The organism is Pantoea sp. UYEF8 (assembly GCF_040546285.1).
In the GTDB taxonomy this organism is placed as follows: Bacteria; Pseudomonadota; Gammaproteobacteria; order Enterobacterales; family Enterobacteriaceae; genus Pantoea; species Pantoea brenneri.
This window is the reverse complement of the sequence record NZ_JBEPNM010000010.1, coordinates 102,849-127,931: the sequence shown is the minus strand read 5'-3', so window position 1 is coordinate 127,931 and position 25,083 is coordinate 102,849. Positions and strand designations below refer to the sequence as shown.

At 55.0% G+C, this 25,083-nt stretch carries 32 protein-coding genes; 17 read left to right on the top strand and 15 right to left on the bottom strand.

Annotation, left to right across the window (positions count from 1 at the left end; translation table 11 throughout):
* The first annotated feature begins 146 nt into the window (after nucleotides 1-146).
* From ABIB18_RS17810 to ABIB18_RS17795, 4 genes are read left to right on the top strand one after another with little or no spacing between them, the layout of a single operon-like run.
* Entirely contained in the window at nucleotides 147-1,358 is a 1,212-nt protein-coding gene (locus ABIB18_RS17810; RefSeq protein ID WP_256150657.1) for an MFS transporter, read from the top strand.
* Nucleotides 1,351-2,373 carry an XdhC family protein gene (locus tag ABIB18_RS17805; RefSeq protein WP_354475064.1) on the top strand — a complete coding sequence of 341 codons (1,023 nt, stop codon included), beginning with the start codon at nucleotides 1,351-1,353 and terminating at the stop codon, nucleotides 2,371-2,373. The genes ABIB18_RS17810 and ABIB18_RS17805 overlap by 8 nt, the downstream gene beginning before the upstream one ends.
* A gap of 48 nt (nucleotides 2,374-2,421) precedes the next feature.
* The gene (locus ABIB18_RS17800) at nucleotides 2,422-2,907 is read left to right on the top strand and encodes a (R)-mandelonitrile lyase (RefSeq protein WP_089562245.1); all 486 of its coding nucleotides are present in this window, start codon (nucleotides 2,422-2,424) and stop codon (nucleotides 2,905-2,907) included.
* 7 nt (nucleotides 2,908-2,914) lie between these two features.
* Nucleotides 2,915-3,664 (top strand): carboxymuconolactone decarboxylase family protein, encoded by a 750-nt coding sequence (locus tag ABIB18_RS17795; RefSeq protein ID WP_354475062.1) that lies wholly within the window; start codon nucleotides 2,915-2,917, stop codon nucleotides 3,662-3,664.
* A gap of 51 nt (nucleotides 3,665-3,715) precedes the next feature.
* On the opposite strand, the gene ABIB18_RS17790 is transcribed toward ABIB18_RS17795, so the two are convergent.
* From ABIB18_RS17790 to ABIB18_RS17775, 4 genes are all read right to left on the bottom strand, one after another.
* A complete protein-coding gene (locus tag ABIB18_RS17790; RefSeq protein ID WP_354475060.1) occupies nucleotides 3,716-4,231 on the bottom strand; it encodes a cyclophilin-like fold protein in 516 nt (171 codons plus the stop codon).
* A gap of 519 nt (nucleotides 4,232-4,750) precedes the next feature.
* Nucleotides 4,751-5,620 (bottom strand): ATP-grasp fold amidoligase family protein, encoded by an 870-nt coding sequence (locus tag ABIB18_RS17785; RefSeq protein WP_354475058.1) that lies wholly within the window; start codon nucleotides 5,618-5,620, stop codon nucleotides 4,751-4,753.
* Nucleotides 5,621-5,625: 5 nt separating this feature from the next.
* Nucleotides 5,626-6,861, bottom strand: coding sequence for an oligosaccharide flippase family protein (locus ABIB18_RS17780; RefSeq protein ID WP_354475056.1), 1,236 nt, complete (start codon nucleotides 6,859-6,861; stop codon nucleotides 5,626-5,628).
* Nucleotides 6,862-7,552: 691 nt separating this feature from the next.
* Nucleotides 7,553-7,987, bottom strand: coding sequence for a hypothetical protein (locus tag ABIB18_RS17775; protein ID WP_069729618.1), 435 nt, complete (start codon nucleotides 7,985-7,987; stop codon nucleotides 7,553-7,555).
* Nucleotides 7,988-8,430: 443 nt separating this feature from the next.
* Between ABIB18_RS17775 and ABIB18_RS17770 the strand changes: the two genes are divergently transcribed.
* Both ABIB18_RS17770 and ABIB18_RS17765 read left to right on the top strand, forming a co-directional pair.
* Nucleotides 8,431-9,552: a serine hydrolase domain-containing protein gene (locus ABIB18_RS17770; protein WP_354475054.1), complete on the top strand. Its 1,122-nt coding sequence runs from the start codon at nucleotides 8,431-8,433 to the stop codon at nucleotides 9,550-9,552.
* A gap of 120 nt (nucleotides 9,553-9,672) precedes the next feature.
* Entirely contained in the window at nucleotides 9,673-10,251 is a 579-nt protein-coding gene (locus tag ABIB18_RS17765) for a TetR/AcrR family transcriptional regulator (protein WP_031375936.1), read from the top strand.
* On the opposite strand, the gene ABIB18_RS17760 is transcribed toward ABIB18_RS17765, so the two are convergent.
* Complete coding sequence (locus ABIB18_RS17760) at nucleotides 10,238-11,119, bottom strand: LysR substrate-binding domain-containing protein (protein ID WP_354475052.1); 882 nt, start codon at nucleotides 11,117-11,119, stop codon at nucleotides 10,238-10,240. The genes ABIB18_RS17765 and ABIB18_RS17760 overlap by 14 nt on opposite strands.
* A gap of 97 nt (nucleotides 11,120-11,216) precedes the next feature.
* Here ABIB18_RS17760 and ABIB18_RS17755 point away from each other — a divergent pair, with 97 nt between their 5' ends.
* The 3 genes from ABIB18_RS17755 to ABIB18_RS17745 are packed head-to-tail and all read left to right on the top strand — an operon-like array spanning nucleotide 11,217 to nucleotide 12,444.
* Nucleotides 11,217-11,522, top strand: a complete 306-nt coding sequence (locus ABIB18_RS17755) for a carboxymuconolactone decarboxylase family protein (RefSeq protein WP_031375938.1) — start codon at nucleotides 11,217-11,219, stop codon at nucleotides 11,520-11,522.
* Nucleotides 11,522-11,911, top strand: a complete 390-nt coding sequence (locus ABIB18_RS17750; RefSeq protein ID WP_031375939.1) for a tautomerase family protein — start codon at nucleotides 11,522-11,524, stop codon at nucleotides 11,909-11,911. Before ABIB18_RS17755 ends, ABIB18_RS17750 begins: the two co-directional genes overlap by 1 nt.
* Nucleotides 11,908-12,444, top strand: a complete 537-nt coding sequence (locus ABIB18_RS17745) for a DUF4865 family protein (protein WP_354475049.1) — start codon at nucleotides 11,908-11,910, stop codon at nucleotides 12,442-12,444. The genes ABIB18_RS17750 and ABIB18_RS17745 overlap by 4 nt, the downstream gene beginning before the upstream one ends.
* Here the strand turns inward: ABIB18_RS17745 and ABIB18_RS17740 are convergent.
* From ABIB18_RS17740 to ABIB18_RS17725, 4 genes are all read right to left on the bottom strand, one after another.
* Nucleotides 12,424-13,026 carry a LysE family translocator gene (locus tag ABIB18_RS17740; RefSeq protein WP_354475047.1) on the bottom strand — a complete coding sequence of 201 codons (603 nt, stop codon included), beginning with the start codon at nucleotides 13,024-13,026 and terminating at the stop codon, nucleotides 12,424-12,426. The genes ABIB18_RS17745 and ABIB18_RS17740 overlap by 21 nt on opposite strands.
* Nucleotides 13,027-13,058: 32 nt before the next feature.
* Nucleotides 13,059-13,436 carry a RidA family protein gene (locus ABIB18_RS17735; RefSeq protein WP_354475045.1) on the bottom strand — a complete coding sequence of 126 codons (378 nt, stop codon included), beginning with the start codon at nucleotides 13,434-13,436 and terminating at the stop codon, nucleotides 13,059-13,061.
* 52 nt (nucleotides 13,437-13,488) lie between these two features.
* Complete coding sequence (locus ABIB18_RS17730; protein WP_031375941.1) at nucleotides 13,489-13,815, bottom strand: hypothetical protein; 327 nt, start codon at nucleotides 13,813-13,815, stop codon at nucleotides 13,489-13,491.
* A gap of 117 nt (nucleotides 13,816-13,932) precedes the next feature.
* Entirely contained in the window at nucleotides 13,933-14,628 is a 696-nt protein-coding gene (locus tag ABIB18_RS17725) for a B3/B4 domain-containing protein (protein ID WP_031375942.1), read from the bottom strand.
* Between the two features lie 43 nt (nucleotides 14,629-14,671).
* Here ABIB18_RS17725 and ABIB18_RS17720 point away from each other — a divergent pair, with 43 nt between their 5' ends.
* Complete coding sequence (locus tag ABIB18_RS17720) at nucleotides 14,672-15,274, top strand: XRE family transcriptional regulator (protein WP_069729622.1); 603 nt, start codon at nucleotides 14,672-14,674, stop codon at nucleotides 15,272-15,274.
* Here ABIB18_RS17720 and ABIB18_RS17715 read toward each other — a convergent pair.
* Nucleotides 15,271-15,789 (bottom strand): MarR family winged helix-turn-helix transcriptional regulator, encoded by a 519-nt coding sequence (locus tag ABIB18_RS17715; protein ID WP_354475133.1) that lies wholly within the window; start codon nucleotides 15,787-15,789, stop codon nucleotides 15,271-15,273. The genes ABIB18_RS17720 and ABIB18_RS17715 overlap by 4 nt on opposite strands.
* Nucleotides 15,790-15,925: 136 nt before the next feature.
* Between ABIB18_RS17715 and ABIB18_RS17710 the strand changes: the two genes are divergently transcribed.
* The 4 genes from ABIB18_RS17710 (at nucleotide 15,926) to ABIB18_RS17695 (ending at nucleotide 19,169) form a co-directional block, all read left to right on the top strand.
* On the top strand, nucleotides 15,926-17,080 hold the full coding sequence (locus tag ABIB18_RS17710; protein WP_354475041.1) for an MFS transporter: 1,155 nt from the start codon (nucleotides 15,926-15,928) through the stop codon (nucleotides 17,078-17,080).
* 78 nt (nucleotides 17,081-17,158) lie between these two features.
* On the top strand, nucleotides 17,159-17,851 hold the full coding sequence (locus ABIB18_RS17705; RefSeq protein ID WP_089562255.1) for an aspartate/glutamate racemase family protein: 693 nt from the start codon (nucleotides 17,159-17,161) through the stop codon (nucleotides 17,849-17,851).
* Between the two features lie 49 nt (nucleotides 17,852-17,900).
* Entirely contained in the window at nucleotides 17,901-18,230 is a 330-nt protein-coding gene (locus ABIB18_RS17700) for a DHCW motif cupin fold protein (protein WP_031375945.1), read from the top strand.
* A gap of 207 nt (nucleotides 18,231-18,437) precedes the next feature.
* Nucleotides 18,438-19,169: a YoaK family protein gene (locus ABIB18_RS17695; RefSeq protein ID WP_089562256.1), complete on the top strand. Its 732-nt coding sequence runs from the start codon at nucleotides 18,438-18,440 to the stop codon at nucleotides 19,167-19,169.
* A 45-nt stretch (nucleotides 19,170-19,214) separates the two neighbouring features.
* Here the strand turns inward: ABIB18_RS17695 and ABIB18_RS17690 are convergent, their stop codons facing one another.
* Nucleotides 19,215-19,940, bottom strand: coding sequence for an SDR family oxidoreductase (locus ABIB18_RS17690; protein WP_354475038.1), 726 nt, complete (start codon nucleotides 19,938-19,940; stop codon nucleotides 19,215-19,217).
* 99 nt (nucleotides 19,941-20,039) lie between these two features.
* On the opposite strand from ABIB18_RS17690, the gene ABIB18_RS17685 reads away from it, so the two are divergent.
* Nucleotides 20,040-20,924, top strand: coding sequence for a LysR family transcriptional regulator (locus ABIB18_RS17685; RefSeq protein ID WP_316553337.1), 885 nt, complete (start codon nucleotides 20,040-20,042; stop codon nucleotides 20,922-20,924).
* Between the two features lie 24 nt (nucleotides 20,925-20,948).
* Here the strand turns inward: ABIB18_RS17685 and ABIB18_RS17680 are convergent, their stop codons facing one another.
* Entirely contained in the window at nucleotides 20,949-21,965 is a 1,017-nt protein-coding gene (locus tag ABIB18_RS17680; protein ID WP_031375948.1) for a substrate-binding domain-containing protein, read from the bottom strand.
* A 464-nt stretch (nucleotides 21,966-22,429) separates the two neighbouring features.
* Between ABIB18_RS17680 and ABIB18_RS17675 the strand changes: the two genes are divergently transcribed.
* Together ABIB18_RS17675 and ABIB18_RS17670 are read left to right on the top strand one after the other, a co-directional pair.
* Entirely contained in the window at nucleotides 22,430-22,624 is a 195-nt protein-coding gene (locus ABIB18_RS17675; RefSeq protein ID WP_354475035.1) for a hypothetical protein, read from the top strand.
* 659 nt (nucleotides 22,625-23,283) lie between these two features.
* Nucleotides 23,284-23,583, top strand: a complete 300-nt coding sequence (locus ABIB18_RS17670; RefSeq protein ID WP_031375950.1) for a hypothetical protein — start codon at nucleotides 23,284-23,286, stop codon at nucleotides 23,581-23,583.
* A 140-nt stretch (nucleotides 23,584-23,723) separates the two neighbouring features.
* Here ABIB18_RS17670 and ABIB18_RS17665 read toward each other — a convergent pair whose 3' ends face one another.
* The 3 genes from ABIB18_RS17665 to ycgZ all read right to left on the bottom strand — a co-directional run bounded on the left by ABIB18_RS17665 (nucleotide 23,724) and on the right by ycgZ (nucleotide 24,870).
* Nucleotides 23,724-23,978: a biofilm/acid-resistance regulator YmgB/AriR gene (locus ABIB18_RS17665; RefSeq protein ID WP_046289544.1), complete on the bottom strand. Its 255-nt coding sequence runs from the start codon at nucleotides 23,976-23,978 to the stop codon at nucleotides 23,724-23,726.
* Between the two features lie 170 nt (nucleotides 23,979-24,148).
* The gene (locus ABIB18_RS17660; RefSeq protein WP_031375951.1) at nucleotides 24,149-24,442 is read right to left on the bottom strand and encodes a hypothetical protein; all 294 of its coding nucleotides are present in this window, start codon (nucleotides 24,440-24,442) and stop codon (nucleotides 24,149-24,151) included.
* A gap of 182 nt (nucleotides 24,443-24,624) precedes the next feature.
* Nucleotides 24,625-24,870: a regulatory protein YcgZ gene (gene ycgZ / locus ABIB18_RS17655; protein ID WP_031375952.1), complete on the bottom strand. Its 246-nt coding sequence runs from the start codon at nucleotides 24,868-24,870 to the stop codon at nucleotides 24,625-24,627.
* Nucleotides 24,871-25,083 lie beyond the last annotated feature (213 nt).

Below are 25,083 nucleotides of genomic sequence, written 5' to 3'. Positions count from 1 at the left end.
GGGTTGCTGTTACCGATCGGGCAACCGCGATCGCCTGGTCGGTATATTGATGAATTTAACTCACAATTTCATCCCGTTTACCGCTATTAATTAAACTATTCCTTCCGGGATAAGATCGCGGCATTGTCTGATTAGCAGGAATGAAAATGTCTTCAGTAAACCTTAATGCGCCGGGTGCGCAGTCACATCATGCTGCCTGGGGCGCGGTGTTCTCAATGGCGCTGGGCGTGGTGGTTTTGATCGCCTCAGAATTTATGCCGGTCAGCCTGCTGACCCCGATCGCCAGCGATCTCAGCATCAGTCAGGGGCAGGCGGGACAGGCGATCTCGATCAGCGGTTTCTTTGCGGTGCTCACCAGCCTGCTCAACACGCCACTCACCGGGCAGCTGGATCGTAAAAAGGTGCTGGTGACCTTTACGCTGCTGCTGACCCTCTCCGGTCTGGTGGTGACGTTTGCGGTTAACGGCATCATGTTTATGCTGGGACGCGCGCTGCTGGGCATTGCCATCGGCGGATTCTGGTCAATGTCTACCGCCACGGTGATGCGGCTGGTGCCACGTCACGCGGTGGCAAAAGGGCTGGCGCTGATCAACGGCGGTAATGCGCTGGCGGCCACGGTTGCGGCACCGCTCGGCAGTTTTCTCGGCCAGTATATTGGCTGGCGCGGGGTCTTCTTTATGGTGGTTCCGCTCGCTATCCTGGCGTTCATCTGGCAATGGCGCAGCATTCCTTCACTCTCCGGCTCCGCGACTAAAAATAGCGCCTCGCCGCTGCGGTTACTGAAACATCCGCATGTGGCACTGGGGATGACCGGGATTATGTTCCTGTTTATGGGCCAGTTCAGCATCTTTACCTATCTTCGTCCCTTCATGGAATCGGTCACCGGTGCCAGCGTCGACGCCCTCTCTTTTATCCTGCTGCTGCTGGGTGCTGCCGGTCTGGTCGGGACCTGGCTGATTGGCCGGTTACTGGCACATCGGTTGTTTATCTGGCTGGTGCTGATCCCGCTAGCGATGGCGCTGATCGGCGGGCTGCTGATTGTTGAAGGCGGCTCACTGTGGGGCACCGGTCTGCTGCTGGCGCTGTGGGGACTGATTGCCACGCCTGCGCCTGTCGCCTGGGGATTGTGGCTCAGCCGGGCGCTGCCGGAAGAGGCTGAAGCGGGCGGCGGCTTAATGGTGGCTGTGATTCAGATGGCCATTACGCTGGGCGCCAGCGTCGGAGGCGAGCTGTTCGACGCTGCCGGCTGGTGGAGTCCGTTTGCCTTTGGCGTGGTGGTTCTGCTCTGTTCGGCACTGTTTGCGCTACTGGCCGCCCGCTATGGCCTGGTGAGTCAGGCGCAGGAGCAACATGCGTAGCCCTGATCTTCAGATACTGCAGACGGCCCGGCGCTGGGCCGAAACCTCACCGATCTGGCTGTGCACCGTGTTGCGCACCTACGGTTCATCGCCTCGTCCGCCGGGCGCAATGATGGTGATTGCCATAGATGGCCGTTATTGCGGATCGCTGTCGGGCGGCTGCATTGAAGAAAACTTCATTGCCCGCATCCGTGACGGGGATTTTTCTGCGGCGAGCCAGCGGGTGCGGTATGGCGAAGGCGGCTATGCCCCCGACAGGGCGCTGCCCTGCGGAGGCGTGCTGGATATTCTGGTTGAAAAATGCCAGCCGGGAAGCGAGACCCTCGCTTATCTGTCGAAGATGATCGAAGCACTGAACAGCGCCAGTGCGCTGACCAAAAAAGTGACGCTGCCTGCCGCGTGCCATTCACTTGAACCCGCCCCGTATACCCGGCGCACCCGGGTGACGCTTGACCTCCAGCAGATCGAACTGACCCTGTGCGCGCCTGCGCGGGTGATCATTGCCGGTCTTTCCAGCGTGGCGGTTTACTGCGCTAATTTTGCTGTGGCGCTGGGCTTTGAAACCTTTGTTTGTGAGCATCGGGATGAGGTGATGAACAGCCTGGCGGCGGAGGTGAATGACGGGGTGGTATGGATTAATCAGTTTCCGGCGGCCTGGCTGGAACGCGAAGGCTGTCATCCCGGCACCGCCATTCTGTCATTAACTCACGATCCGCGCATCGACGATCTCACCATGATGGAAGCCGTTAACCTGCCAGCCTTCTACATCGGCGTGATGGGATCTCAGCGCAACAGCGTTAATCGTAAAGCGCGGCTGGCACGGCTGGCAGAGATGAGTTCCGAACAGCTTGACCGTATCCACGCGCCGGTAGGGCTGGAAATTGGCAGTAAAACGCCAGCCGAAATTGCCCTGTCGATCATGGCCGATGTGGTTCGTTACAAAAATGGCGCAGCAGCCGGGCAGGCGTTCTGCCCGGCATCGCTTAACGCCGACGACCCGCGGCAGATCATTTAGTCATTGTCATTATCCTCAACCTCTGTCCCTCAACTCGTAAGGAGCCCTATGAAGAAACTTACCCTTGTTGCGCTGGCACTGGCACTGACCGCCTCCGCCGTCTCTGCTCAGGAAACGGCTGCAAAGATCGCCTTATCTCACAGTGGTGATCAACCTTCCGTTAAGGGGCCAGCAGACTATTTCACCGGTGCAGTGCGTATTGATGCGCCTTTTCAGGCTACAGCACCGGCACGGACCGGTGGCGCGACAGTGACGTTTGAGCCGTCTGCCCGCACCGCATGGCATACCCATCCGCTCGGTCAGACATTGATTGTCACGGCGGGCGTGGGTCGGGTGCAGGAATGGGGAGGACCGGTGCGTGAGATCCGACCGGGCGATATTATCTGGATCCCGGCCGGCGTTAAACACTGGCACGGTGCCGCTGCGCAAAACAGCCTGTCGCATATCGCTATCGCAGAAGCGCTGGACGGCAAGGTAGTTGACTGGATGGAAAAGGTCAGCGATCGGCAATATGCCGCGGCTGAAAAATCGTAAGGACCGAATGATGAAAACGTTAAATGCCGCACTGATGCTCTGCATGGCACTGGCCCCGTCCGTGGCGTTGGCAGATGCCATGCCCGATACAGAACGCAAAAAAATAGAGGCTCAAATGCAGAAACAAACTCAGCCACTGTCGTTACAGCAGAAAAACATTGCCAGTATTGCCGCCTATGCGGCCGTCGGTGATTTAACCGGACTGAACGCGGCGCTTAATCGCGGTCTGGACGCCGGCCTGACCCTGAGCGACTGTCGCGAAATTCTGGTCCAGCTCTATGCCTATGCCGGCTTTCCACGCAGTCTGAATGCGCTGGGCGAGTTGATGAAAGTGACCGAAAGCCGACGGCTGGCGGGACAACAGGATCAGCCGGGGCAGCAGCCTGGCCCGCTTCCTGCGCCAGAGGCGATGATGGCCGCCGGTGAACGCAACCAGACCGCACTGGTCGGCAGCCCGGTGAAAGGACCGCTGTTCGATTTCGCGCCGGTGATGAATGATTATCTGCAGTCTCATCTGTTCGGTGACATTTTTGAACGGGACAATTTCAGCTGGAAAAATCGTGAGCTGGCGACGGTCGGCGCACTGGCCGCGATGGAAGGGGTAGAACCGCAGTTGAAATCTCACCTTGGCATCAGCATCAATATCGGCCTGACTGCCGATCAGCTGAGCGAACTGGTGCCGTTTTTCAGTGAACAGCAACAGCCGGGCTGGGCCGATCGGCTGAAGGCCGCGCTCAATTCAGTAGCTCAACAGTAGCGAAAAAGCGCCATGCCGTGTCTGGCGCTTATCACATGGTAAAGGCCACCCTCACTGTGGTGACAACGTAACGCTGATCGTTTCTGCTTTCATGCTGTCATGATCCTCTAACGCTTCCGGCGCGTCTATCCGGCCAATCCGGGTATAGCGGTAGGCGGTATGAAAGCTTTTATAAAACAGCACCAGCGTGTTGTTGCCATACAGCATCACATCGCCGGCATGAATGGTGCCGGTGACTACCGGCCCCACCGGCAGTGAAAAAGCCAGATCGACATATTTTTCATTGCCGTTCAGTTCATGCATTTCCACGCTGAGCGGCAATTTGTTTATCAGGGCACGGGAGGCGGCGTTTTCGGCCGGAATAAGGGTGAACGACTGGTGATCGATTTGCATGTTGATCATTCTGGTCTCACTGGTGGCTGGTGCATCCGGGCTGGCAGCTGATGTTACAGCGGCGAATGCAGCGCCAGGGCTGCTGGTGGCCGTAATCAGTACCGCTACTGTAATGCTGAAGATGTACTGACGACTGGCGGTGCCGGGGGTCAGAATGGGTAACCTGTCTTTCATGATAAAGACCTTAATACAAAATAGTAGCCTTAAAAGGATATAGGTCAGTCTGACGTTCAGGCAATATTTTAGTTTTACGCGTTGCTGTGGCATCGCACCTGACAACGGTTCAGACCTTGCGTGCAAGCTGACCGGCGAATGCGTCCTCATAGATGACTGTTCTCAGATGAAAGCCAGGTCAGCGGATCACCGCCCGGGCAGATTGCGGCAGCGTGACCTGAAACCGGCAGAACGGCTGACTAACCTGCGTTGATAAAACGCGCTACCCATGTCTGGCCGGGATATCGGCTAAGCAGTATGCGCAGGCAGGAATCCAGGGTGGAGCAGGGGGAAGAACCTGTCCTGACCAATCCAGCCGTGAGTCAGTGGCGACCAGACATCCAAAGCGCGCTTTTCAGCGCCGGGTAACCGCTGCTATTGGCAAATAAGGACAGGATAAATAGTTATCTGTAAGGGCGGAGCAGGCGGGATAAACGGAGTAACCTGCTCCGGGAGACAGTAAATCTATTGCTGTTAAGACTAAAGTCTTAACTGGCTGCCTAAAATAACATCGGCCTCCTGCAATGTGACATCAAGTCCCGCAGAGGGGGTGAAGGTCAATTCGCCAAAAATAACGCTTCCATTGAGCAGGTAGAAATCGGCGCGGACAAACTTAAAGTCTGAGGCGAGTTTAACCGCATAATCTCTCATTTTTTTGAAACCCTCAGGCATTGCTGGGTAATCATTTTTATTTATTAGTTCAACCGTGTCTTCAAAGGGAAGTGGGGTCCAGTTCATATCAAAATAGTAGAATTTAGGCGTTCCCTTCTCACGCCCCGTACAAACCATAACCGCGTAGGGTTTGCCATTAAAACAGTAGAATTTGTAGTCATCAGGAAATCCGCCGCGATCATTTTCAATGTATTTTTCGCATAAGATTTTTCTTTCTATTCTCTTATACTGTGGCTCTATAAAGTGGGCTGAAAAATCCTGTCTCATCCATTTGTCCAGTTGCCTGCTGGTTTTCGTAATGTCCAGTGAGGCTTTGTTATGGCATATTATATTGTAGCCCGCACCATGGTTACATTTAAGTGCAAACTTATCGGGCAACAGCCTGTAGTCAATCTCCCGAGAGTCGTCGTACACGCCGTATAATTCGTTAAGGATTTCGCCACATCCTTTCGATCTGATGTACTCTCTGACCTTATACTTGTCAGCGCACAGGGTATAAATATCATCATGAAACTCGTTGAACTTAAGCCACTGAATTTTTTCATTGAAGTTGGTAGGGTTTGTTAAGTTCAGTTTTTTTCTGAACTTAATGTAGTAGTGAGTTTTAGCGCAAAGTTCAGGGTAGAGGTGAGCGCTAAATTTTAATGCTGATTTGACTGTGTGTTTTATCATTTTCATTAAAATTATCTCAGTTTGAAAATATTAAGATGCATTTTGATGATGGTTTTATTTTTAAAGAAGTAATTGAGTAGGGTACAGGATGAAATCTCGACGATTACAAAACAGTATGCAGCGCCATTAATCCCGAAAGCTCTTATCATTAGCCAGGATAACGGTATGGTTAAGATGCAACATAGCAACATTTTTCTGGCCAGGTAATTGTACCCAGACTCTTTTATCATATAGCGGTAGCAAATTGTCCCTAACGACGAGAACATTGTGCCAATGATAATGATGGGGATGATCTTTACCGAATCCATATACTTTTCGCCATAGAGTAAATGTATGACAAAATCACCAAATATATAGAATCCGCCAAGCGCGATGAGAGAGAACATAATGACAAGTCGATTGATTTTAATCAGTAATGCTTCAACGGTTGGTTGATCTTTCTCGCTGTATATTCTTGAAAAGAAACTGGTTATTAAGGCCATAACAATAAATGACCATGCACCTCCTAAGGTTAACGCGACGCTATAAACGCCCAGGTTTGAATAAGAGAGCATCTTAGCTAAAAAAATGCTCGATATCTGCGTGTATATGTCAGCAGACAGGCTTGATAAAATCAGCGCCCCCCCGGCGAATAACATGTGCCGGTTATAGGCAGCAATTCCCTTACTGCTTTCGTCTATTTCAGTTGTGTGGTTAAAATAAATAAGGCGCAGGATGTAAGGTATCAGCGGGATAATGACAATAGGGATTGTGAAGTAGTAAACTGGCAGTTTGAAATGTGCCACACAGAATCGGATCAACAGGGCGATGGATAAACCAATAATATTGGTTATTGTGTTTATTTTTGATTTTAGCTGAGTGTTGTTGTAGATGGAGAAAAAGTCCATCACAATAAAGTATGTGGCAATGCAGTTGGCTACACCAAATAAAAAAACAATAAAATCAGTGAAAATATAGAGGTAAATTAAAACTGCTGCTGATGATAAGAGGAAGAAAAGGCGCCGTTGATTTTGAGTATGCATCGCTAGGGCAATTCCGGACTTCGTCTTTTCACTCATCCGTTTAAATATAATATTCTGACCGCCAAACCACGAGAGCGTCTGGACAAATATGAACAGGGACGTAGTGATGTTTATCTTACCAAAATTTTCCGGGCCAACGTATTTTGCCATCAGTGCATTAATATAGATTAAGCCGATAATGTTAACTGACTTCTCAAGCATGATCCATATTGAATTGGAGTACATTTCATATCTCTCATGAACAATTTTTCAATGCTGTAGTGTGTGATTTATGAAGCAACCCTAAAACAGGCTGGCCGTTTATCTTCTGCGTTAAGATTTGTCCCTGTCAGTCGTTTTTCATCGGGTCAGATAATGTCTCAGTATCATGTTGTTTAGTTTTTGTTAAATTTATTTGGTTGACAGTGTGGCTGCTCAAATAAAATTAGTGAAGAGTTTTTTTAATTAATCAGAAAAGTGACAGTTATTTGCAAATAATGAGTCCATTGTTTATTGGTGTTATGTAGTTTGATGAGGTGATAACGGAAGGTGCGATCATTGAGGTGATGTTTAGTGATGCCGGCATGTACGATTTGTGGGTGACGGATAAGATGCCGAACAACGGGCCGACGCAGTCCTGCTCCGGCCTTTAATGAATAAATATAAGCGAGTTAATCGCAGGCGGCTTTTTGATATCTTGTTTAGCTGTAATCTCTATTTCTGATTGGCTGCTTCGCGGTTGGCCTCAGGGGACGAGATCCAACCGGTGTTAATTTTCGTCCAGAATGATTTTGCCCGTTGCTTTCGCTGTTAACCTCGCTTTTCCATCCCTCACTGTAGACAACGCCTGGCGACCTGAGTCCAGACAGGTCAGGTATTTTGCCTGCTGACAGGCAACAGGCTCTGCGTTGAATCACCAAAGCGGGATACCGGCCAGCTAATCCGCTCTGCTGCCTGACTCTTTTTTTAGCGTGAGTGAGGCGTGTCCGGCCTGCTTCAGGGAGACCGCGGTGATAAGGTTATCGGCGACGGTTAGCGTCAGAACACGATCATCGTGATACCAGCGACCGGCATTGGCTTTCCAGCCGTCAGCAATCAGCTGACCGGAGGCGACATCAATCGATTTGCCGATCAGCTGATCCAGCTTCAGGCTGGAGGCGGGGGCGTTAACGCTGTTTGCCTGATTCTGCGCTCTGGTTTTTTTGATGTCGCAGGTACCGTCGGCGTCGGTCATCTGGCTACACCCGCTGCGCTCAAGCTGGGCGCGATAGGCGCGGCTGATCGCCTGCGCGGGCGTCGCAATGCAGCTCAATGCCGTTATGACCAGCATCGCCGTTAAAATGCGGGAACCTGCAGGACCTGTGATGTTCATGGTATTTCCTCGTTTATGATTGCTTTGCTGGCGCATCGATGTTTTTCAGCCGCAGTGATTAAGCCCCGATCATTAAGCCCCGACATTAAGCCCCGACATTAAGCCCCGACATTAAGCCCCGCCATTAAGCATAGTGCCGATGGCATTGCTGGTCAGAGCCGCTGGCGGATAATGATCGGCAGCGCCGCCTGTCTCAAACTTAGCCATGACCGGCGCCAGGCTGACCGCGCGAATCTACCTGTGCAGCGCACAACGTGAGTTGATCGCGGTCAACGTCGAATTCCGTTTAACGACCTGCGCCAGCCGACGCGTTTTCAGACGGCGTTTTGCAAACCCCGGCAATCGGCTTAGAGTACAGCGTCGGCCGGGGTGGCCGGAGAGAACGGTTGCAGCGTCAGCCGTGCTGCGTTGCATGCTTAACAGGCTAACCGTGAGGAACAGCAATGACCGCCAGTGCCGATCAGCTCAGCAAACTGCTGGATGAAAAGACCCGCAAAGATTTTCCGGCGATATCCGTTGCCATTGGCAGAGCAGACCGTCTGATCTGGCAGTATGCGGCGGGTTATGCTGACCTCAGCAACCGCCTGACAAATTCAGCCGATACCGCGTTTGGCATTGGCAGTATCACCAAAGTATTTGTCGCCGTTATCCTGCTGCAGCTTAGCGAAGAGGGGCAGATAACGCTTGACGATCCGCTCTCTGCCTGGCTGGAACCGGCACAGCTTGCTGGCATCGCTAATGCCCGGGGGGTGACGATCAGACAGCTGTTATCACATTACGCCGGGATCCCCAGTTGGGAAGATCAGCCCGGCTGGATTCATGTTGCGCGCGGTAAAGATAGCGTTGCAGATAAGGTCTGGCGACCGGACGAAGCGCTGGAATATATTCACGGCAAACCGGCACTGGCTCTGCCTGATGAAAAATTTTATTACTCGAACAGTTCCTTCACCCTGCTGGGGATGCTGATTGAGCGGGTCACCGGCAACACGCTGGAGCAGGCGTTAAACCAGCGGATCTTCAGGCCGCTCTCGCTTAAACAGACCCGGCTGGAGGGCTATCCGCTATCCGATCGGCACAACGACGCCATGCGCTATCATCGGGCGGACGCACATTTCATCCAGCACGCCGGCATCGCCGGATGTTTTACGCCTGAGCGTGCGGCGATGATCAATGTTTCTGCTGCCAGCCTCTCAGTGGAATGGGCCGCCGGCGGGATGATTTCTACCGCCGGGGAGTTGATGCGCTTTTGTCTGGCGCTGAAAAACGGGGCGTTAGTTAACCCGCAAAGTCTGCGTGAGATGCAACGCTGGCGGCCGGCCGGTGAGGCGCAAATTGGCTTAAGCCTGTTCAGAACAGATTCTGCTTTTGGCCCGGCTATCGGTCACGGCGGCAACGTGCTGGGTTACAGCGCCTGTGCCTGGTGGTTCAGAGAAACCGACTGCGCGCTGGTGATATTAACCAATCTCGGCTCGATGCATGCGGCGGCAGAAGCTGACTGTGCCAGCCGGTTATTCAGCAACCCAGCGATCGTCAGACTGGCGCATGAAATTTGCGAGGGCGGCTAAAAAGCCGGAAACCGCACATTGCTGCCCATGCATCGCCCGATAAGGTAAACTGCCGGCCATAAGTTAATGCAAATTATTTGCTTTAACCCGCCAGATTGCAGCTGAGAGCAGGAGGAACAGATGGCAAAGGAGATGATTCGTCAGGGCGGACGCAGTGCGCGGATCCAGCAGGAAGTCCACCGGGCCGTGAATCAGTTACTCAAAACGACCGATCGCGCGGCGATAACCCTGCCGATGATCGCCGAACGGGCCGGGGTTACCCCGTCCACCCTCTATCGACGCTGGGGAGATCTGTCACAGTTACTGGCCGATGTTGCCGTGGCGCGGATGCGGCCGATTGCTGAACCGGAGGATACCGGTGAGATGATCGGCGATCTGACGGCTTTTATCGTGCAGTATGCCGAAGAGATGTCATCAAAAGTCGGGCGTGAAATGCTGACCGACGTAATCGGCAGCTACAGCGGAGACGCCAGCCAGAAATGCTGTGGCTATACCTTGCAGCATCTTGAAACGCTGAACAGCCGGGCGCTGGCGCGCGGTGAGCCGGGCTTTGACGTCAGGCAGGTGATTGATGGGGTGGTGGCACCGGTGATGTACCACATCCTGTTTAACGATCGGGAAGTGTCCGCCGGCTACTGCCAGTCACTGATCCAGCGGCTATTTGGTGGCGCCGCCGACCGGCACCTTATCGCTGAGTAAAGGGTAAGGCGGCGTCGATGATCAGCTGTTGCAGCAGCGCCTGCGCCGGGTCATCCGTGGTCTCTGGCGTCACCAGCGCAATGCCGATATGACCGGGCGCCGGCAGCCGTTCGGATGCGATCGTCAGCTTATCCGGCATACCGGCGCGGGTGCGCAGCGTCAGGCCTAAACCTGCCTGCAGCGCCGCCCAGATACCGCTCAGGCTGTGGCTGGTAAACACGATCCGCCACGGGATCCCCGCCGCATCCAGTACGGTAGTTGCCCGCGAGCGCATCACGCACGGCGCATCGAACATCACCAGCGGCAGCGGGTCGCCGCGCTGTAACCGATCGGCCAGAGTGAAATCAGGATGATGTATCCAGACTAACGGACACTGGCCAGGCAACTGACCCGCAGCGTGCGGATCGGCCTGCCACACCAGCGCAAGGTCGAGCTGATGCTGCGCCATCGCGCTCAGCAGCGGCTGATTGCGGTCAACCCGCGCGGTAATCGTGACGCCAGGATGCTGACGGCTGAACGCACCGAGAATCGCCGGCATTAACGACTCACCAAAATCTTCCTGCATACCAATGCGGATTTCACCCTTCAGCCCGTCACCTTTTACTGCCCGCAACGTCTCATCATTCAGCAGCAGCAGCCGTCTGGCGTAGCTCATCAGCAGTTCGCCGCTTCGCGTCAGTTGCAGATGCCGTCCCTTTTTCATCACCAGCGCCGTGCCGCATTGCTGCTCGAGCTTTTTAAGCTGCGCACTCACCGCCGAGGTTGAGCGACACAGTTGCCGGGCCGCCAGCGCGAAGCTACCCGCCTCTATGCCGGTGACAAAGCTTCGCAGTGCATCCATATCCAGTGACTCAGGCACTCTATTCATAATCATCCTGTAATGGTGGATGGTTAATGCCAATTAATTTGATTTTCAGGAGTATAACGCTGCGCGACACTCTGTCTATCAACACGGGAGAGAAAAAATGAAAGAGACACTGAATCGCGAAACATTGATGCAGCGCGCACCGAAGCTGGCTGAACTGACCCAACAGGTGCTGTTTGATGATATCTGGCAGCGCGGCGTGCTGTCAGCGCGTGAACGCAGCCTGCTGACGCTGGCGACGCTCACCGCACTGGGCCGGGTCGCGCAGTTGCCCTGGCATATTGATTTCGCGCGTAAAAACGGGCTGACGCAGGAGGAGCTGATCGAGAGCTTTACCCATCTGGCTTTTTACGCCGGCTGGCCCGCCGCAGTGACTGCGCTCAGTTACCTTGAGGAGAACAGCTGATGCCGATAACCCGTATCACCCTCGGCCAGGGTTATAGTGAGGCCCGGTTACAGCAAATCTCCGCGCTGTTGCATCAGACGCTGGTGGCTGAGTTTGCGGTGCCGGTTGATGATTGTTTTCAGTTGATCGAGTTGCTGCCAGCCAGTCAGCGAATTTACAACCGTTACTACCTGAGCGAAGGGCGCAGTGAGGATTTCATCCTGTTCCAGATTACCGCCGGTCGGCCACGCAGCCGGCAGCAGAAGCAGCGCTTTTATCAACAGCTGTGTGCCTCATTGCACAGCACGCTGGGGATCGATCCGGATGACGTAATGGTGATCATCCAGTTCAACAGCAGCGAAGAGTGGAGCTTCAGCGGCGGCAGAATGTTAGCGGAGGTGATGTCATGATCGTGATGCATTACCGCTTTACGCTGCCGGCAGATTACCCGATGGCGACGATTGAGCAGCGTATCCGGCTGAACGGCGCACGGCTGGATGGGTTTCCAGGTCTGATTGCCAAAGCTTATCTCTACGCCCGGCTGGATGATGACCAACTGGCGGTGGCAGAGAACCGCTATGCGCCGCTCTATTTCTGGCAGCATGCGTCAGCCATGCAGCGATTCCTGCAAAGCGCGGGCTTTCAGCGCTTAGTGGATGATTTTGGCTGGCCGGTGATAGAGAGCTGGCTGGCGCTGAACGGCGATACGCTGCCAGCCTCGCTCGAGCAGGCGCGCTTTATCACGCTGCGCCGCTGGCCGATCGTCCCGCACAGCAATCTTGCCGATCTGGCGCAGCATACCGGCTTCAGCGCCTGGGATGTGAGCCGCTGGCAGGGGCTTAGCGTGACGGCTTCAGCGGTGCCGTCCGCAGATGAACCGGAAGTATATCGCATCGGTTATCTGGCTCGCGGTGCGGTGGCGTCAGGGGATCAGCGCGGATAAGGCGATAGCCAGCAGCACGGTTCCACCGAGCGTGTTGATATATTTACGCAGCGTGGCGGTGCTGATGGTGCGGGTCGAGGTCATCAGCAACTGGCTGGCACCGCTGAGCCAGCTGGCCATGATCACAATATGCAGCGTGGCCAGCAGCAGGAAATCGGATAAGTTGCCGCTCTGGCTGGTAAAGCGCGATACCACGGTCAGGTAGAGCAAAACGGCTTTCGGATTGAGCAGGTTAGCAAAGAATGCCTGTGACAGTGTCACCGGTTGCGGATCGAGGCTGACATCCTGCTGGCGGGCCCGCAGCCCACTGATAATTAACTGGCTAGCCAGCCACAGCAGATAAACGGTACCGGCGATTTGCAGAAGATGAAACAGCGAGGGAAAAGCCATCAGCATTGACGAAACGCCTAATCCCACCAGCATGGCGTGGCAATAAATCCCCAGCGCGGTGCCCACAATGATGGTCGCGACGCCGCGCCAACCTTCGGCCAGCGCGCTGTTAATAGCAAGGGTAAAACTGGCGCCCGGCGACAGCGCTATCGGTAAGATGGCAACAAGGAAACCACTATAATCGATCTGCATCGGAACGGGTTACGCTCTCCAGGGTGAGAGATTCACAGGGCGAAAATCGCCTCAATCTCAATGCGTAAATCAGCCGAAAACAGGCCACTGACCTGCACCAGGGAACTGGCGGGCAGATGGCTGCCGTAGAGACGGAACAGCACCGCGCGCAGCGCCGCAATGTCGGTGAAGGCGGTGATAAAAATGGTCACCTTCAACAGAGCGGCCAGCGACGTCTGCTCAGCGTCGGCGATCAGTTTAAGCTGTGAAAAGATCGCCTCCGCCTGTTCAGCGATGTCACCCTGCTGTGCCGGCGTGCCAAAGGCGGTCAGGCCGGAAACGTAGAGGGTATCGCCATGTTTCACCGCATGCACATAAGGCGCTTTCACCTCGCCGAGCTGCGGATAATTGATGCGTTCAGGTTGCGGCATACTGTTTCCTTGCGGGTTATAGCCGGGGCGGCGCAGCATCTCTTTAGCCGTTTCAGCGTTTCAGTAACTGCTGGCAGGTGAGGTTATCGGTTGCTGCCTGGCGTTGCTCATCGGCGCTCAGCTGTTGCCAGTGGTCGATCACCTGACGGCCCAGCGCCGGCTTGAAAGTGATTTTCTGCAGCGCATAGTCAGAATTGCTGCCTTCGATGATCTGCTGCATCTGCGGCAGCAACCGTTGGGTATCATGATGATCGATGCCGCAGAATACCGCAACGTAGTACGCTTTATCCTCGCTGCTGAAATGCGGAATCAACCACCAGCCCGCCAGCGCCAGCACCGCCAGCAGCGGTATCAACCACTTGAGTTTACCCTTAACCAACACTACCCCCGTTATCTGCAGAAGAGGTCCGCCAGAGAATCGCCGGACACAGGGCGCGTATCCTGCCATATTTCCGGTTCGCCGTTAACCCATGCTGTCAGGCGGTTGAGGTCAGGTTTACGCGTCAGAGGCGTCTATCAGGCGTGCGTCGATGGTGGCGTCTGGCATCATCTGTTGCAGACCGGCGATCAGATCGTCACTGGCCTGTTGCAGCGCCGCCAGCGGCATTGCCGGCAGGCTTTCAAGGATAAACCACATCTGTCGCGCCTGCGCATCCAGCCGGGTGCGCACACCCTGACGCCAGTTCCAGCGGCGGCAGGTTACGCCCCGATCGTCGCGCCAGATTACTTCTCCTGGCTCCGGCGACTCATATACCACTTCGCCTTCTTTGACCGTATCGAATGACTCACTGCCATCGGCGATCACCAGCCGCGGCGCGCCAACGTAGGCGGCAATGTTTTCACCGCCGACCGGCAGCGCATACTGAATGCTGATGGCGTTATACAGATCCACCACCGGATCGATAGCCGGCATTACGCCATCGCGCAGTACCCGTTTGCGCAGCGCGTCAGCCGAGCAGGGAGTCCGTTTCGCCTTCGCGCCAAACGCTTTGAACACCTCCGCCCACGCCGCGAGATGGGCGTCGGCCCACGCCACATCCTGCTCCAGCACCTGGCGGCAGGCCCGTTTCAGCGCCTGCCCGGCAACCTCAGGGCAGGTGACTGGCGCGGCCTCCACCACAATGCTCATGGCGCGAAAGCCGGGTGCCAGTGCAAATACGGCCGGGTCGATTGACGGATCAACAGATAACATTGGATAATCTCTCAGTGACTAATTTATTTCATAGTAATGACCGATGACCAAAAAAGTCAATATATCGACCGACGCAGGCGCTGACGTGTCGAGCGTCAATCAGGCTGTCTCTGACAGCATTAAAAACTGGCGTAAAAGCCAGAAACTGTCGCTGGATGCGCTATCGCGCCGGGCCGGAGTCAGCAAAGGGATGCTGGTGGAAATTGAGAAGGGCGAAGCCAATCCCAGCATCGCGATTTTATGCAAAATTGCCGCCGCGCTGGGCGTGTCGGTGGCGGATATCGTCAATGTGACCCATACGCCCGCCGCCTGGCTGATTGATCATAGTGCGATACCGACCTTGTGGCAGGGCGAACAGGGTGGTCGCGCGCAGCTGCTGGCCGGTACCCGCGGGCCTGACATGATTGAACTGTGGCGCTGGCAGATGTTTGCCGGTGAAACATTCCGCTCCGAAGGCCATCCGGCCGGTACGCTGGAGTTGCTGCACGTTGAGCAGGGCAGCCTGGCGTTAACCGTTGGCGATCAGACGCTGGTGGTCGGGCCGGGCTGCGCGGCAGTCGCGCGAACCGATATGCCGCACGCCTATGCCAGCGCCGATCAACAGCCGGTGATCTTCACCATGACGGTTGCTGAACTGCACCGTTAATCTTTTTCTGCCGCTGCGGTAACCGCTTCACCGGGAAACGGCAGCAACAGCGTTTTCAGCATTCCTTCCAGCGCGTTGCGTTCTGTCAGCGAAAGCGGTGCCAGTACGGCATTCTGGGTGGCAGTATGCACCGCTAACGCCTGCTCAATACAGCGCTGACCCTGCGCGGTCAGTCCCACCAGCATACTGCGCTTATCATCGGGTGACGCCACGCGCGCGATCAGACCTCGCTGTTCCAGCCGCTTGAGACGATGGGTCATCGCGCCGGAGGTGACAAGCAGCGAGGTATACAGCTGGGTCGGTGACAGACAGTACGGCGTCCCGGCCCGGCGCAATGTCGCCAGCACGTCAAATTCCCCGTCATGGAAGTCAAACTGCTCCAGCGCCTGACTGCGTGCTTTTGCCAGATGTTTCATCAGGCGCAGCATCCTGCCGACAATGCGCATTGAGGAGGCATCCAGATCTGGCATGGCGCTGTCCCACTGACTGACTACAAAATCGATATGGTCCTGCATCATTCACCTGTTAACTGTGTGGCTAATTTGTCGGGTTGTGCTCAGCCCCTTAACGGCGGCCGGAATATATCTTAACGTTAAGATAAACAGTGACAGCCTGGTGCTGTCAGCGTTGTTCCTGTCCACGGAGTCGGCTATGAAAAACACCCGCTTATTACCCGCTATCTTCGCACCGATCGCCTTTCTTGTCGGGCTCAATCTGCGCCCGCTACTGGCGATTATCGGCCCGCTGTTTCCGGCATTGCAACAGCAGGCCGGTTTGTCGGCGACGACGTTTAGCCTGCTGACCACGCTGCCGGTCGCCATGATGGGGCTTGCCGCACTGGCTGGCCCGTGGCTGCTTAAGCGTAGCGGTGCGGCGCGCGGCATTGCGGCAGGGCTGATCTGTCTGGCGATCGCCTCGCTGTGGCGTGGCTTTTCGCTCTCGCCGTTATCGTTGATCCTGACGGCGCTGGCGGGCGGCGCGGGGATCGGGGTGATACAGGCACTGATACCGGCGCTGATCCGGCAGCGCTATCTCCACGCCGCCCCGACGCTGATGGCGTTATTCAGCACCGGGATTATGGCGGGTGCGGCGCTGATGGCTGCGGGTGCGGATCCGCTGTTTTCGCTGCTCGGTTTACCCGCGACGCTGGCCACGGCGGGCGGGCTGGCACTGATCACTCTGCTGGTCTGGCGGTCAGCGAATCCGGATAGTCCGGCGGATCTCGCGCCGTCCGTTGGGGTAGCTGCGCTGTCCGCGTCGCGCACTTTGTTACTGTTACTGTTTTTCGGTATTGGAACCGGCGCCTATACCCTGGTGCTGGCCTGGCTGCCGCCGTTTTATATCCAGGCTGGCTGGAGCGCCCGCAACAGCGGCTTCCTGCTCGCCGGGCTGACGCTGACAGAAGTGGTTGCCGGACTGGCGATCTCTGCCGTTCAGCAGCGTTTTCCCGATCGCCGCCGGTTACTGCTGCTGGTGCTGACGCTGCTGCTGGCCGGACTGATCGCGCTGATTGTCGCGCCGGGTACCATGCCGCTGCTGTCGACGCTGCTACTCGGCCTTGGGATCGGGGCGCTGTTTCCGCTGTCGCTGATCGTCACGCTCGATCATGCCCGAAATGCCACCGAGGCCGCCGTGCTGTTATCGCGGGTGCAGGGCGGAGGCTATCTCATCGCGTCCATTATGCCATTGGTGGCTGGCTGGGTGCGTGACAGCGGGGCATCGCTGACCAGCGCCTGGCTGATGATGAGCATCGGGGTGGTGGGGCTGATGGCGATTGCCTGGCAGTTCAGACTGCAGGCAAACTAAATCACAAGTCTCAACAAACCATTGCTGATATCGCGCGATCTGGCATGCTGCTGATGGGTCACATATTCAGGAGCCGTAATGAAAGTCATCGGTCTGTTAGGGGGAATGTCATGGGAGTCGACCGCGCTCTACTATCGCATCCTCAATCAGCAGGTTAAACAGCGACTGGGTGGATTGCACTCGGCGCAGCTGGTGCTTTACAGCGTCGATTTCCAGCCGATCGAGCAGTTGCAGGCGGCGGGTGAATGGCAGCAGGCGGGCGAAATGCTGGCCGCAGCGGCGCAGAATCTGGAGCGTGCCGGCGCGCAGTTTATCGTGCTGTGTACCAATACCATGCATAAAGTGGCCCCGCAGATCAGCGCAGCGGTCTCCGTGCCGCTGTTGCACATCGCTGATGCCACCGGGCGACGGATTCAGCAGGCGGGATTGCGCAAGGTGGGGTTGCTGGCGACCCGCTTCACCATGGAACAGGCGTTTTATCGCGGGCGGCTGGAGCAACAGTTCAATCTGCAGGTTATCGTCCCAGCGGAAGAGGACCGCGCGTTGGTTCATCAGGTGATTTATCACGAGCTGTGCCTCGGCACAATTAATCCGGCTTCGCGTCAGCGCTACCGGCAGATTATGCAGCAGCTGGTGGATCAGGGAGCAGAAGCGATCATTCTGGGATGTACCGAAATCACCCTGCTGGTGGATGACAGCGATGCCAGCGTCCCGTTATTTGATACCACGCTGATTCACGCGGAAGAAGCGGTAAACCAGGCGCTGGCATAGCATTTTTCAACATGGCAGCAGACTGGCTGCTATTTACCCGGGAGCACGCATGAAAATTGATAATTTGCCGTTTGGACTGACGCAATGGGAGCAGGTGGAAGAAACGGTTCATCCCGGCGATCAGGGCCAGGCGATTTGGCGAACCCTGCAGTTCAACGATATTCGCGTCAGGATGGTCGATTATTCACCCGGTTATCTCGCCGATCACTGGTGCGTTAAAGGTCACATACTGCTGTGTCTTGCCGGGGAACTGCATACCGAACTGGCCGATGGCCGCCGCTTTGTGCTGACGCCTGGCATCAGTTACCAGGTGGCAGACAACGCAGAACCGCATCGTTCTTCAACGCCGGTTGGCGCGCGACTGTTTATTGTTGATTAACGCTCTGCCAACCGCTGGCGTGCTGCGGTCTGGCGCAAACGAGTCAGGTTGACACTTATAGAGATAAACTGAAACTGCTTTATAAAAATCAGCAAAATTAATGGCTTATTTCATCGGAGTAATCTGTTTCTGACAGGATTATTTCTTATCAGGTTGTATGCTTGAAGCGGTTAAACCCGTTTGCATCCACCTGTTTTGGGGAATCCTGTGCTTATAAAAAAGAAGAAAGTCAGATCGCATACTGAAGATCGCCTGCTGGCACTGGTGCTGGCCACCACCGCGGGCATCCTTAACGCCATGGCGCTGGGCGCGTTCGGTTTTTTTCCGTCGCACATGACCGGTAACACCTCACAGATATCCACCGAAGTCACCACCAGCGACCTGCACACTCTGTTGTTTTTGCTGGCGCTGATTACCGCCTTTGTTATGGGCTGCACCGTTGCCCGACTGGTGGTGATCGTCGGTCAGAAACATCGGCTGCGCACCATTTTCTGTCTGATTATTCTGGCTGAAGGCGTCGCGCTGACGGCAGCATCCATCTTTGAAACCATGTTCTATACCCCGCGCTTTAACGGCGAAGTGCTGGTGATGCTGGGTTTCCTGATGGGGATTCATAACGCTACCTCCACCCAGCTGTCGAACGGTCGCGTCAGATCAACCCATATTACCGGCACCTTAACCGATGCCGGCATTGCGCTGGGATCGTGGTTGTCGTCGCATGTTTCGCACGATGAAAGCGCCGACCGCCGTTTCTTCCAGAAGGTGCTGCATACCCACCTGACCACGGTGTTCTCATTCCTGATCGGTTGTATTGCCGGTCTGCTGTTGTTCAAAACCTATGGCTTCAACGCCATGATCGGTTTAGGGCTATTTCTGATGCTGGTGGCGCTGACCGCAATTGCCATCACCGTGCAGCGTAGCCGCAGAAGCTTCTACTGATCGCGTTTACCGCGGCCCGATGCCAGCACGGCATCGGGCCAGGGCTTAGTGCTGGGTGCGGGTTGGCCGCACCACAATTTCATTCACGTCTACCTCCTCCGGCTGTTCAATCGCGTAGCGTACCGCCCGGCCAATAGCATCCGGCTGCAGCGCGATGGCCCGATACTGCTGCATCGCCTGCGCCGCGGTCGGGTCAGTAATGGTCGACGCCAGTTCACTTTCAACCACACCAGGGTGCACGCAGGTGACCCGAAGCTGACTGTTCTCCTGACGTAACCCGTCGGAAATCGCCCGTACCGCAAACTTGGTGGCGCAATAGACCGCCGCAGTTGGTGATACCGCCAGTGCGCCAATCGAGGCGATGTTGATGATATGACCGGATTGCCGGGCCAGCATCGGCGGCAGCACGGCGGCAATGCCGTACAGCACCCCTTTGATGTTGACATCGATCATCTGGTCCCACTCTTCGACCCGCAGCGATGCCAGCGGTGAGAGCGGCATAATACCGGCGTTATTGATCATCACATCGACCCGGCCCCATTGCGCCAGCGCAAACCCGACAAAATCGGTCAACTGATCACGCTGGGTGACGTCCAGCGGTTTAACGGCCACCTCAGCGCCATTAAACCGCAGTTCTTCGGCCAGCGCATTCAGCCGCTCTTCGCGCCTGGCACCCAGCAGCAAGGTAGTGCCGGTTTTCGCCAGTTCACGGGCGATGCCCGCGCCAATGCCGCTGGAGGCACCGGTAATTAAGATCACTTTCTGCGTCATAAATTTTCTCCTGTTCTGATATCGCTGGTGATCTTACGATGGCTCGACTATAAAGATAATCCGCTCACTGCTTCATAGACTGGTAACTGTAACTAACCAATGATGGCTGATAAAAATGCGCTGGAAGTGTTTGTCATCGTGGCGCAGACGCGTAATTTTCGTCTGGCGGCCGAGCAGCTGGGGGTTACCCGCCCGGCAATCAGTCAGACGCTGCGGCGACTGGAAGACCGGCTCAACCTGTCACTGATGCAACGCACCACCCGCACCATTCAACTGACCGAGGCGGGGCAACGGCTGTATGCCGAGGTGGCACCGGCGATTAATCAGCTGAACCGGGCCATTAGCGATATCGCTGCGCTGGCCGCTGAGCCGCGCGGGCAGCTGCGGCTGGCGATCTCCTCCATCGCTGAACGGATGCTTGGCGGGGAGCTGCTGGCGAGCTTTATGGCCGCCTATCCGCAGATCGAGCTGGATATCACCGTCACCGATGAAGAGTTTGATATTGTCGATCAGGGTTATGATGCGGGCGTGCGGCTGGGGGAAGTGATCGCCCAGGATATGATTGCGGTGCCGGTCTCCGCCGCGCAGCGTCAGGTTGCCGTGGCCTCACCAGATTACCTCGCGCGACATGGAACGCCGCAGCATCCGCAGCAGCTGATTGAGCATCGCTGTATAGGCTGGCGTAAAGGACCGGGTCTGTCACCGTATCGCTGGGAGTTCGCTGACCAGGGGCGTGAATTCGATGTGGCAGTCAATCCGCAGCTCACCACCAATGACATGGGCGTAATGATTCGCACCGCCTGCGCCGGTGGTGGGATCAGCTTCGGCATGGAAGAGACGTTTCAGCCTTACATTGCGCGTGGAGAGCTGGTGACGTTGCTGGACGCATGGTTGCCGAGCTTTGCGGGATTTTATCTCTACTTTCCCAGCCGCAAAAACCTCGCACCCAAGCTCCGTGCGCTGATCGATCACGTGAAGCTGTAATACCTGACGGTGTCAGCGGCAGGCTCAGGTGGTCATGTTATAGCGGGTAATAATGTTGATTTTTGAGTAAGGGGCGAGTGGCTCTGATGCGGGCAGAAAGCCGTGAAATTCCAGCAGCGTCCTGAAGGCATGTTGAGCATCAAGTTGTAAATTATGCTCGATCAGCGCATCAATTTTGCCTGCCTGCATCAGCGCTCGATTTTCCCGATCCAGATCGTGACCGATAAAGGCGTTAATCGGCCTCTTTTGCTCGTCAAAAGCGCGCAGGATGCCTGGATTACCGCCACCCACCGTGTAGACCGCATCCGTTTCCGGGTGGGCCTGCAAAAATTGCTTAAGCGACTGATACATCAACGGATCGATACCGTATCCTCCTGCCACTACGCTGACCCGATGCTGTGGCGCAAACTGCTGCATCGCCCGTTCAAAACCTTCAATGCGCTCCTGCTCACCGATAAAGTCTTTACTGCCGGTAATCGCCACAATGTGCGACTGCTCCGATCGCAGCCATTTTGTCATTAAGAAGGCGGCGAGTTTGCCGGCATCAAAGTTATCCATACCGATGTAGCGCAGGCGCGCACTGGTCGGCAGATCGCTCATCACCGTCACGACCGGTATCCGCTGCTTAAGCAGGGTGTCGATAGTGGGATTCAGCAACTCAGAGTGGGCCGCTTTGAGAATGATGCCGTGGCTGTGCAGCGCGCTTTTGCTTAACAGCGCGTTGATCTCCCCGGCGGTTAACGTCTCGCTGAAGTGAAAGCGCAGCTGGAGCTTAAAGCTGGCGAAGCTGGCTATCTGACTGCTGAACGCCTCGCGCACCAGTTCCCGAAAGCGATCGGGCGTGTGCATAATGACATCAAAGTAGAGGGTTCTGCCTTTTGCCAGCGCCGTTTTTTGCAGCAGTTCAAGGTCAGCAATCGCCTGACGGATGCGATGCTGCGTTTGAGCATGCACCCGGCCACGCTGATGCAGCGCCCGGTCAATCGTCGCCAGGCTTAAGCCGGACTGGGCAGCAATCTGTTTTAAGGTGAACTTAGCCATACGTCACTCGTGAGACGGGGAAACAGGCTTAGTTTTATCACACTGTTGGCGCTAAACCGCACCGGCTTTGGCTGGCGAAAAATTTTTTATCCGCCAACTGGCAGGTCAGTGAAGGAAACCGGTGGCCGTGAAGAAACAGGCCCTGACGATGACGCATCAGACGGTGCCGGTTAACCTCCATCAGTTAACGGATCACATCCGGCGGCGTTGATAAGTTTCATAATATATATGTTTAACCGTGGGCTTAAAGGCGGGATAAATATATTGCAGCAGTTCCCGCGCCATATCTGGCGATAATATCTTTGCCGTTACCCTGCTAACGAAATAGTACCAGATATTATTCTGAGCCTGTGCGAATAATAACCTTTTCTGCCGCTTCGCTTATATTTCCCTGAACCGGACACTTTTGTTTTTTGTCTTCCAACGGTGTTAAACTGTATATGCATACACCGTCTGGAGGTCGTATGAAGTACGATGAAGAAAAAGATATTCGCGCGTTGGTTGGCGCAATTGTCAGTGATCTGATTAAGACAGGGCAGCCTGTTCATTTTCATCATATTACTGACGCGCTGTTTCGCCTCAGCGAAGAGACGCGTGATAACCGGCTGAAAGCGCTGTGCCATGAAGCGATCGGCTTTTTTACCCGCAAAATGCATTAAGGCCAGGGGCGTTGTGAATAAACGCCCGCCTTGCTCAAACCTTTTGCTTTATTTAGCAACCTCGGGCAACACGGATTAATCCGTGAACGCTGTATTGTTGTTGTATAGCGGCGCTAAATATTCGCGCTCATCGACGAAGAAATTACGCGTTGCCGCCAGTGCGCTTATTATCCGCGCAATACCGGCCGCTCTGATCGCGCGCGGGTGTTGCAAAACTTTCCTTTGCCAGATAAGACTATTCTTACTTAATCGGTTGCCCGCGGATAAGCTGAATAATATGCGGCATGGATGACAGATAGAGGTAAGGTCATGGCGGACGGTCCTGTGCCTGGGCTGGAATAACATGTGCCGAAGGCGTTGCGTGGGCTGGTGTAGCCGGGAAAGCGGCGCTTCCGCCTTGAGCTGGCAATGACGGCTGGCAAGTTCCGGGTGGCGACGGGCGTGCTGCGCCCGGGCATTAGCCTGGCGAGCCCGGCAGAAAAGGGAAATGTTTCATTGGCGACCGCAACGCGTTATAAAGATTCTTCGCAGCGGCAAAGCCGGAGCGGGCTGCAGTCAGGCTGTTCACGCTGCGAGACGAGACGACAGTACGCTGCATCACCTGACTGTTAAGCAACAGCGGGTGGATTAACAGAGGTCAGCGCAATTAAGGATATGAGATGATCTTTTCAGATGTTGAAACGCACTATATCAGCAGCAATCAAAACAGTCGGCTGGTGAGATACGATGTTATCAAGACCGATGACGATACTTTCGTGGTGAAAGTGATTGATAACAAAGCACTTAATAACACTCAGCGTGACTATTTTACTGAAATTGCAACCCTGATCATTACCCGCGATGACTTCAACCTGGAAAACAACATCGGCTCAGCTTCGGTGGTCAGAAACCGTATGCCGACCACCTTTAATGGTCATGTGCTGGTGAAATGTCAGCAGCATCGCGATTCACTCGATTAATCACAGCGTCAGCTTTTGCAGGGGCTTGTTGTTCAGAGCCTGGCGGGCTGGCAAGGGTTGAGCAAGGCGGGTGAGGGGATAAGGCATTGTCGTCTGACGCTTCCTGCGCAACCGGCATGTGATTGCGCAGGAAGCCGGCATCAGACTCCGGCGTCGTCCGGCGTGCGGCCAACAACGATTTCCAGCGTTTTGCGTAACACATCCAGCTTAACTACGTCTGAGGTACTCTCCAGTTCCGCAATCAGATAGAGGATGATGGCTTTATTGGTCACGCGACCCTGGTCAGCCACGATATTTCTGATGATACCGCCCAGTAATTCGGTTTCTGGAGCAAGCTGATCGCCTGCGCTGCGAAAATAGTCAATGAGAGTTGAATCTGAAGATGAGTGTTGCATGATTTTTCTTTCTCTGCGGAAAATTTGTTAGATGCATCGACTGAAGTCAGAAAGCAGTGTAGTCGCTGTTACGGGTTTGCCCAGTGCGACCCGCAAAGTTTTTTCTGATGACCTTCAGCGCCTGGTGGACAGGTAAATTATGGCCACAGCTTCCGCAAAAAACGGATCGTTTAGTGTTTTTTTGAACCTTCAGGCGGGCCATCATTATTTAAACGGTGTGAAGCATTTTCGCGTTCGGGAAGGCCGCCACTGGCGCGCTTACGTGCCGCAACCATGCCATTACGCACTTCGGTAATCGCTTTGCGGATCGTCTTCACCTTTGTTTCCTCGTCCGTCTCAGCGGCCATCAGCTCCAGCTGATTGATCAGGGCATTGCTCGATACCGGTTTGTCTGACTTAAGTAATGTCAATACGGCTTCGCCGATCATGACATCTGTCAGTTTCTCATCATCACTTCTGTACATACTGGCTTCTCTGATTTACGAATTATTGGCCACGTTGCGGCTCCTGATGTAGAAACAGGCGCCATTGACGGGGCGCCTGAAACGGGACAGCAACACTGGGCTTCGTTAATGCGAAAAATAGTCCGATCAGAATTGCTGTGAGCTGAGGCGTAATGCACCTTCATCAACGCCGGGTATCAGTATTACTCTTCCCGACGGAAAAGCAGCCCGATCAGTTCATGCAGATGACTCTCTTCCTCTGGCGTAGAAGCAAGTTCCAGACGGCGCAGCAGTTTGCTGCAAATAGCTTTACGACTCAGATTATGACCTGCGCGCAGAATTTCAACCACAATCTCACCCAGCGTCTCCTGCTGTGACGGCTGGCTGGCTTGATTGAAGTAACGGGCAATGTCGCTGATGGCTTCCGGTGCATGTCCGTTCTGACGCATAGTGTTGTCCTCAGATGGTTAAAATGTATCGCGCTCTGGATGCGCAAGTTATACATCTTTCAAAAACTTGTACAGAATTTTGAATTCCCGGAACAATTTTTTTTGTGCAAAAAATGCTATGCGTTATTAATCAGCGTGTTACGAAGAGTTTACTGCGGGGTTAAAACGGTGTTTTGCTGGCTTTTTCAGCGCTAAACGAATCCGGCCTGTACA

Excerpts from the sequence above, each read along its gene's own strand:
- ABIB18_RS17810 (WP_256150657.1), top strand. The coding sequence starts at position 147 with ATGTCTTCAGTAAACCTTAATGCGCCGGGTGCGCAGTCACATCATGCT.
- ABIB18_RS17805 (WP_354475064.1), top strand. The coding sequence starts at position 1,351 with ATGCGTAGCCCTGATCTTCAGATACTGCAGACGGCCCGGCGCTGGGCC.
- ABIB18_RS17800 (WP_089562245.1), top strand. The coding sequence starts at position 2,422 with ATGAAGAAACTTACCCTTGTTGCGCTGGCACTGGCACTGACCGCCTCC.
- ABIB18_RS17795 (WP_354475062.1), top strand. The coding sequence starts at position 2,915 with ATGATGAAAACGTTAAATGCCGCACTGATGCTCTGCATGGCACTGGCC.
- ABIB18_RS17790 (WP_354475060.1), bottom strand. The coding sequence starts at position 4,231 with ATGAAAGACAGGTTACCCATTCTGACCCCCGGCACCGCCAGTCGTCAG.
- ABIB18_RS17785 (WP_354475058.1), bottom strand. The coding sequence starts at position 5,620 with ATGAAAATGATAAAACACACAGTCAAATCAGCATTAAAATTTAGCGCT.
- ABIB18_RS17780 (WP_354475056.1), bottom strand. The coding sequence starts at position 6,861 with ATGTACTCCAATTCAATATGGATCATGCTTGAGAAGTCAGTTAACATT.
- ABIB18_RS17775 (WP_069729618.1), bottom strand. The coding sequence starts at position 7,987 with ATGAACATCACAGGTCCTGCAGGTTCCCGCATTTTAACGGCGATGCTG.
- ABIB18_RS17770 (WP_354475054.1), top strand. The coding sequence starts at position 8,431 with ATGACCGCCAGTGCCGATCAGCTCAGCAAACTGCTGGATGAAAAGACC.
- ABIB18_RS17765 (WP_031375936.1), top strand. The coding sequence starts at position 9,673 with ATGGCAAAGGAGATGATTCGTCAGGGCGGACGCAGTGCGCGGATCCAG.
- ABIB18_RS17760 (WP_354475052.1), bottom strand. The coding sequence starts at position 11,119 with ATGAATAGAGTGCCTGAGTCACTGGATATGGATGCACTGCGAAGCTTT.
- ABIB18_RS17755 (WP_031375938.1), top strand. The coding sequence starts at position 11,217 with ATGAAAGAGACACTGAATCGCGAAACATTGATGCAGCGCGCACCGAAG.
- ABIB18_RS17750 (WP_031375939.1), top strand. The coding sequence starts at position 11,522 with ATGCCGATAACCCGTATCACCCTCGGCCAGGGTTATAGTGAGGCCCGG.
- ABIB18_RS17745 (WP_354475049.1), top strand. The coding sequence starts at position 11,908 with ATGATCGTGATGCATTACCGCTTTACGCTGCCGGCAGATTACCCGATG.
- ABIB18_RS17740 (WP_354475047.1), bottom strand. The coding sequence starts at position 13,026 with ATGCAGATCGATTATAGTGGTTTCCTTGTTGCCATCTTACCGATAGCG.
- ABIB18_RS17735 (WP_354475045.1), bottom strand. The coding sequence starts at position 13,436 with ATGCCGCAACCTGAACGCATCAATTATCCGCAGCTCGGCGAGGTGAAA.
- ABIB18_RS17725 (WP_031375942.1), bottom strand. The coding sequence starts at position 14,628 with ATGTTATCTGTTGATCCGTCAATCGACCCGGCCGTATTTGCACTGGCA.
- ABIB18_RS17720 (WP_069729622.1), top strand. The coding sequence starts at position 14,672 with ATGACCAAAAAAGTCAATATATCGACCGACGCAGGCGCTGACGTGTCG.
- ABIB18_RS17715 (WP_354475133.1), bottom strand. The coding sequence starts at position 15,789 with ATGCAGGACCATATCGATTTTGTAGTCAGTCAGTGGGACAGCGCCATG.
- ABIB18_RS17710 (WP_354475041.1), top strand. The coding sequence starts at position 15,926 with ATGAAAAACACCCGCTTATTACCCGCTATCTTCGCACCGATCGCCTTT.
- ABIB18_RS17705 (WP_089562255.1), top strand. The coding sequence starts at position 17,159 with ATGAAAGTCATCGGTCTGTTAGGGGGAATGTCATGGGAGTCGACCGCG.
- ABIB18_RS17700 (WP_031375945.1), top strand. The coding sequence starts at position 17,901 with ATGAAAATTGATAATTTGCCGTTTGGACTGACGCAATGGGAGCAGGTG.
- ABIB18_RS17690 (WP_354475038.1), bottom strand. The coding sequence starts at position 19,940 with ATGACGCAGAAAGTGATCTTAATTACCGGTGCCTCCAGCGGCATTGGC.
- ABIB18_RS17685 (WP_316553337.1), top strand. The coding sequence starts at position 20,040 with ATGATGGCTGATAAAAATGCGCTGGAAGTGTTTGTCATCGTGGCGCAG.
- ABIB18_RS17680 (WP_031375948.1), bottom strand. The coding sequence starts at position 21,965 with ATGGCTAAGTTCACCTTAAAACAGATTGCTGCCCAGTCCGGCTTAAGC.
- ABIB18_RS17675 (WP_354475035.1), top strand. The coding sequence starts at position 22,430 with ATGAAGTACGATGAAGAAAAAGATATTCGCGCGTTGGTTGGCGCAATT.
- ABIB18_RS17670 (WP_031375950.1), top strand. The coding sequence starts at position 23,284 with ATGATCTTTTCAGATGTTGAAACGCACTATATCAGCAGCAATCAAAAC.
- ABIB18_RS17665 (WP_046289544.1), bottom strand. The coding sequence starts at position 23,978 with ATGCAACACTCATCTTCAGATTCAACTCTCATTGACTATTTTCGCAGC.
- ABIB18_RS17660 (WP_031375951.1), bottom strand. The coding sequence starts at position 24,442 with ATGTACAGAAGTGATGATGAGAAACTGACAGATGTCATGATCGGCGAA.
- ycgZ (WP_031375952.1), bottom strand. The coding sequence starts at position 24,870 with ATGCGTCAGAACGGACATGCACCGGAAGCCATCAGCGACATTGCCCGT.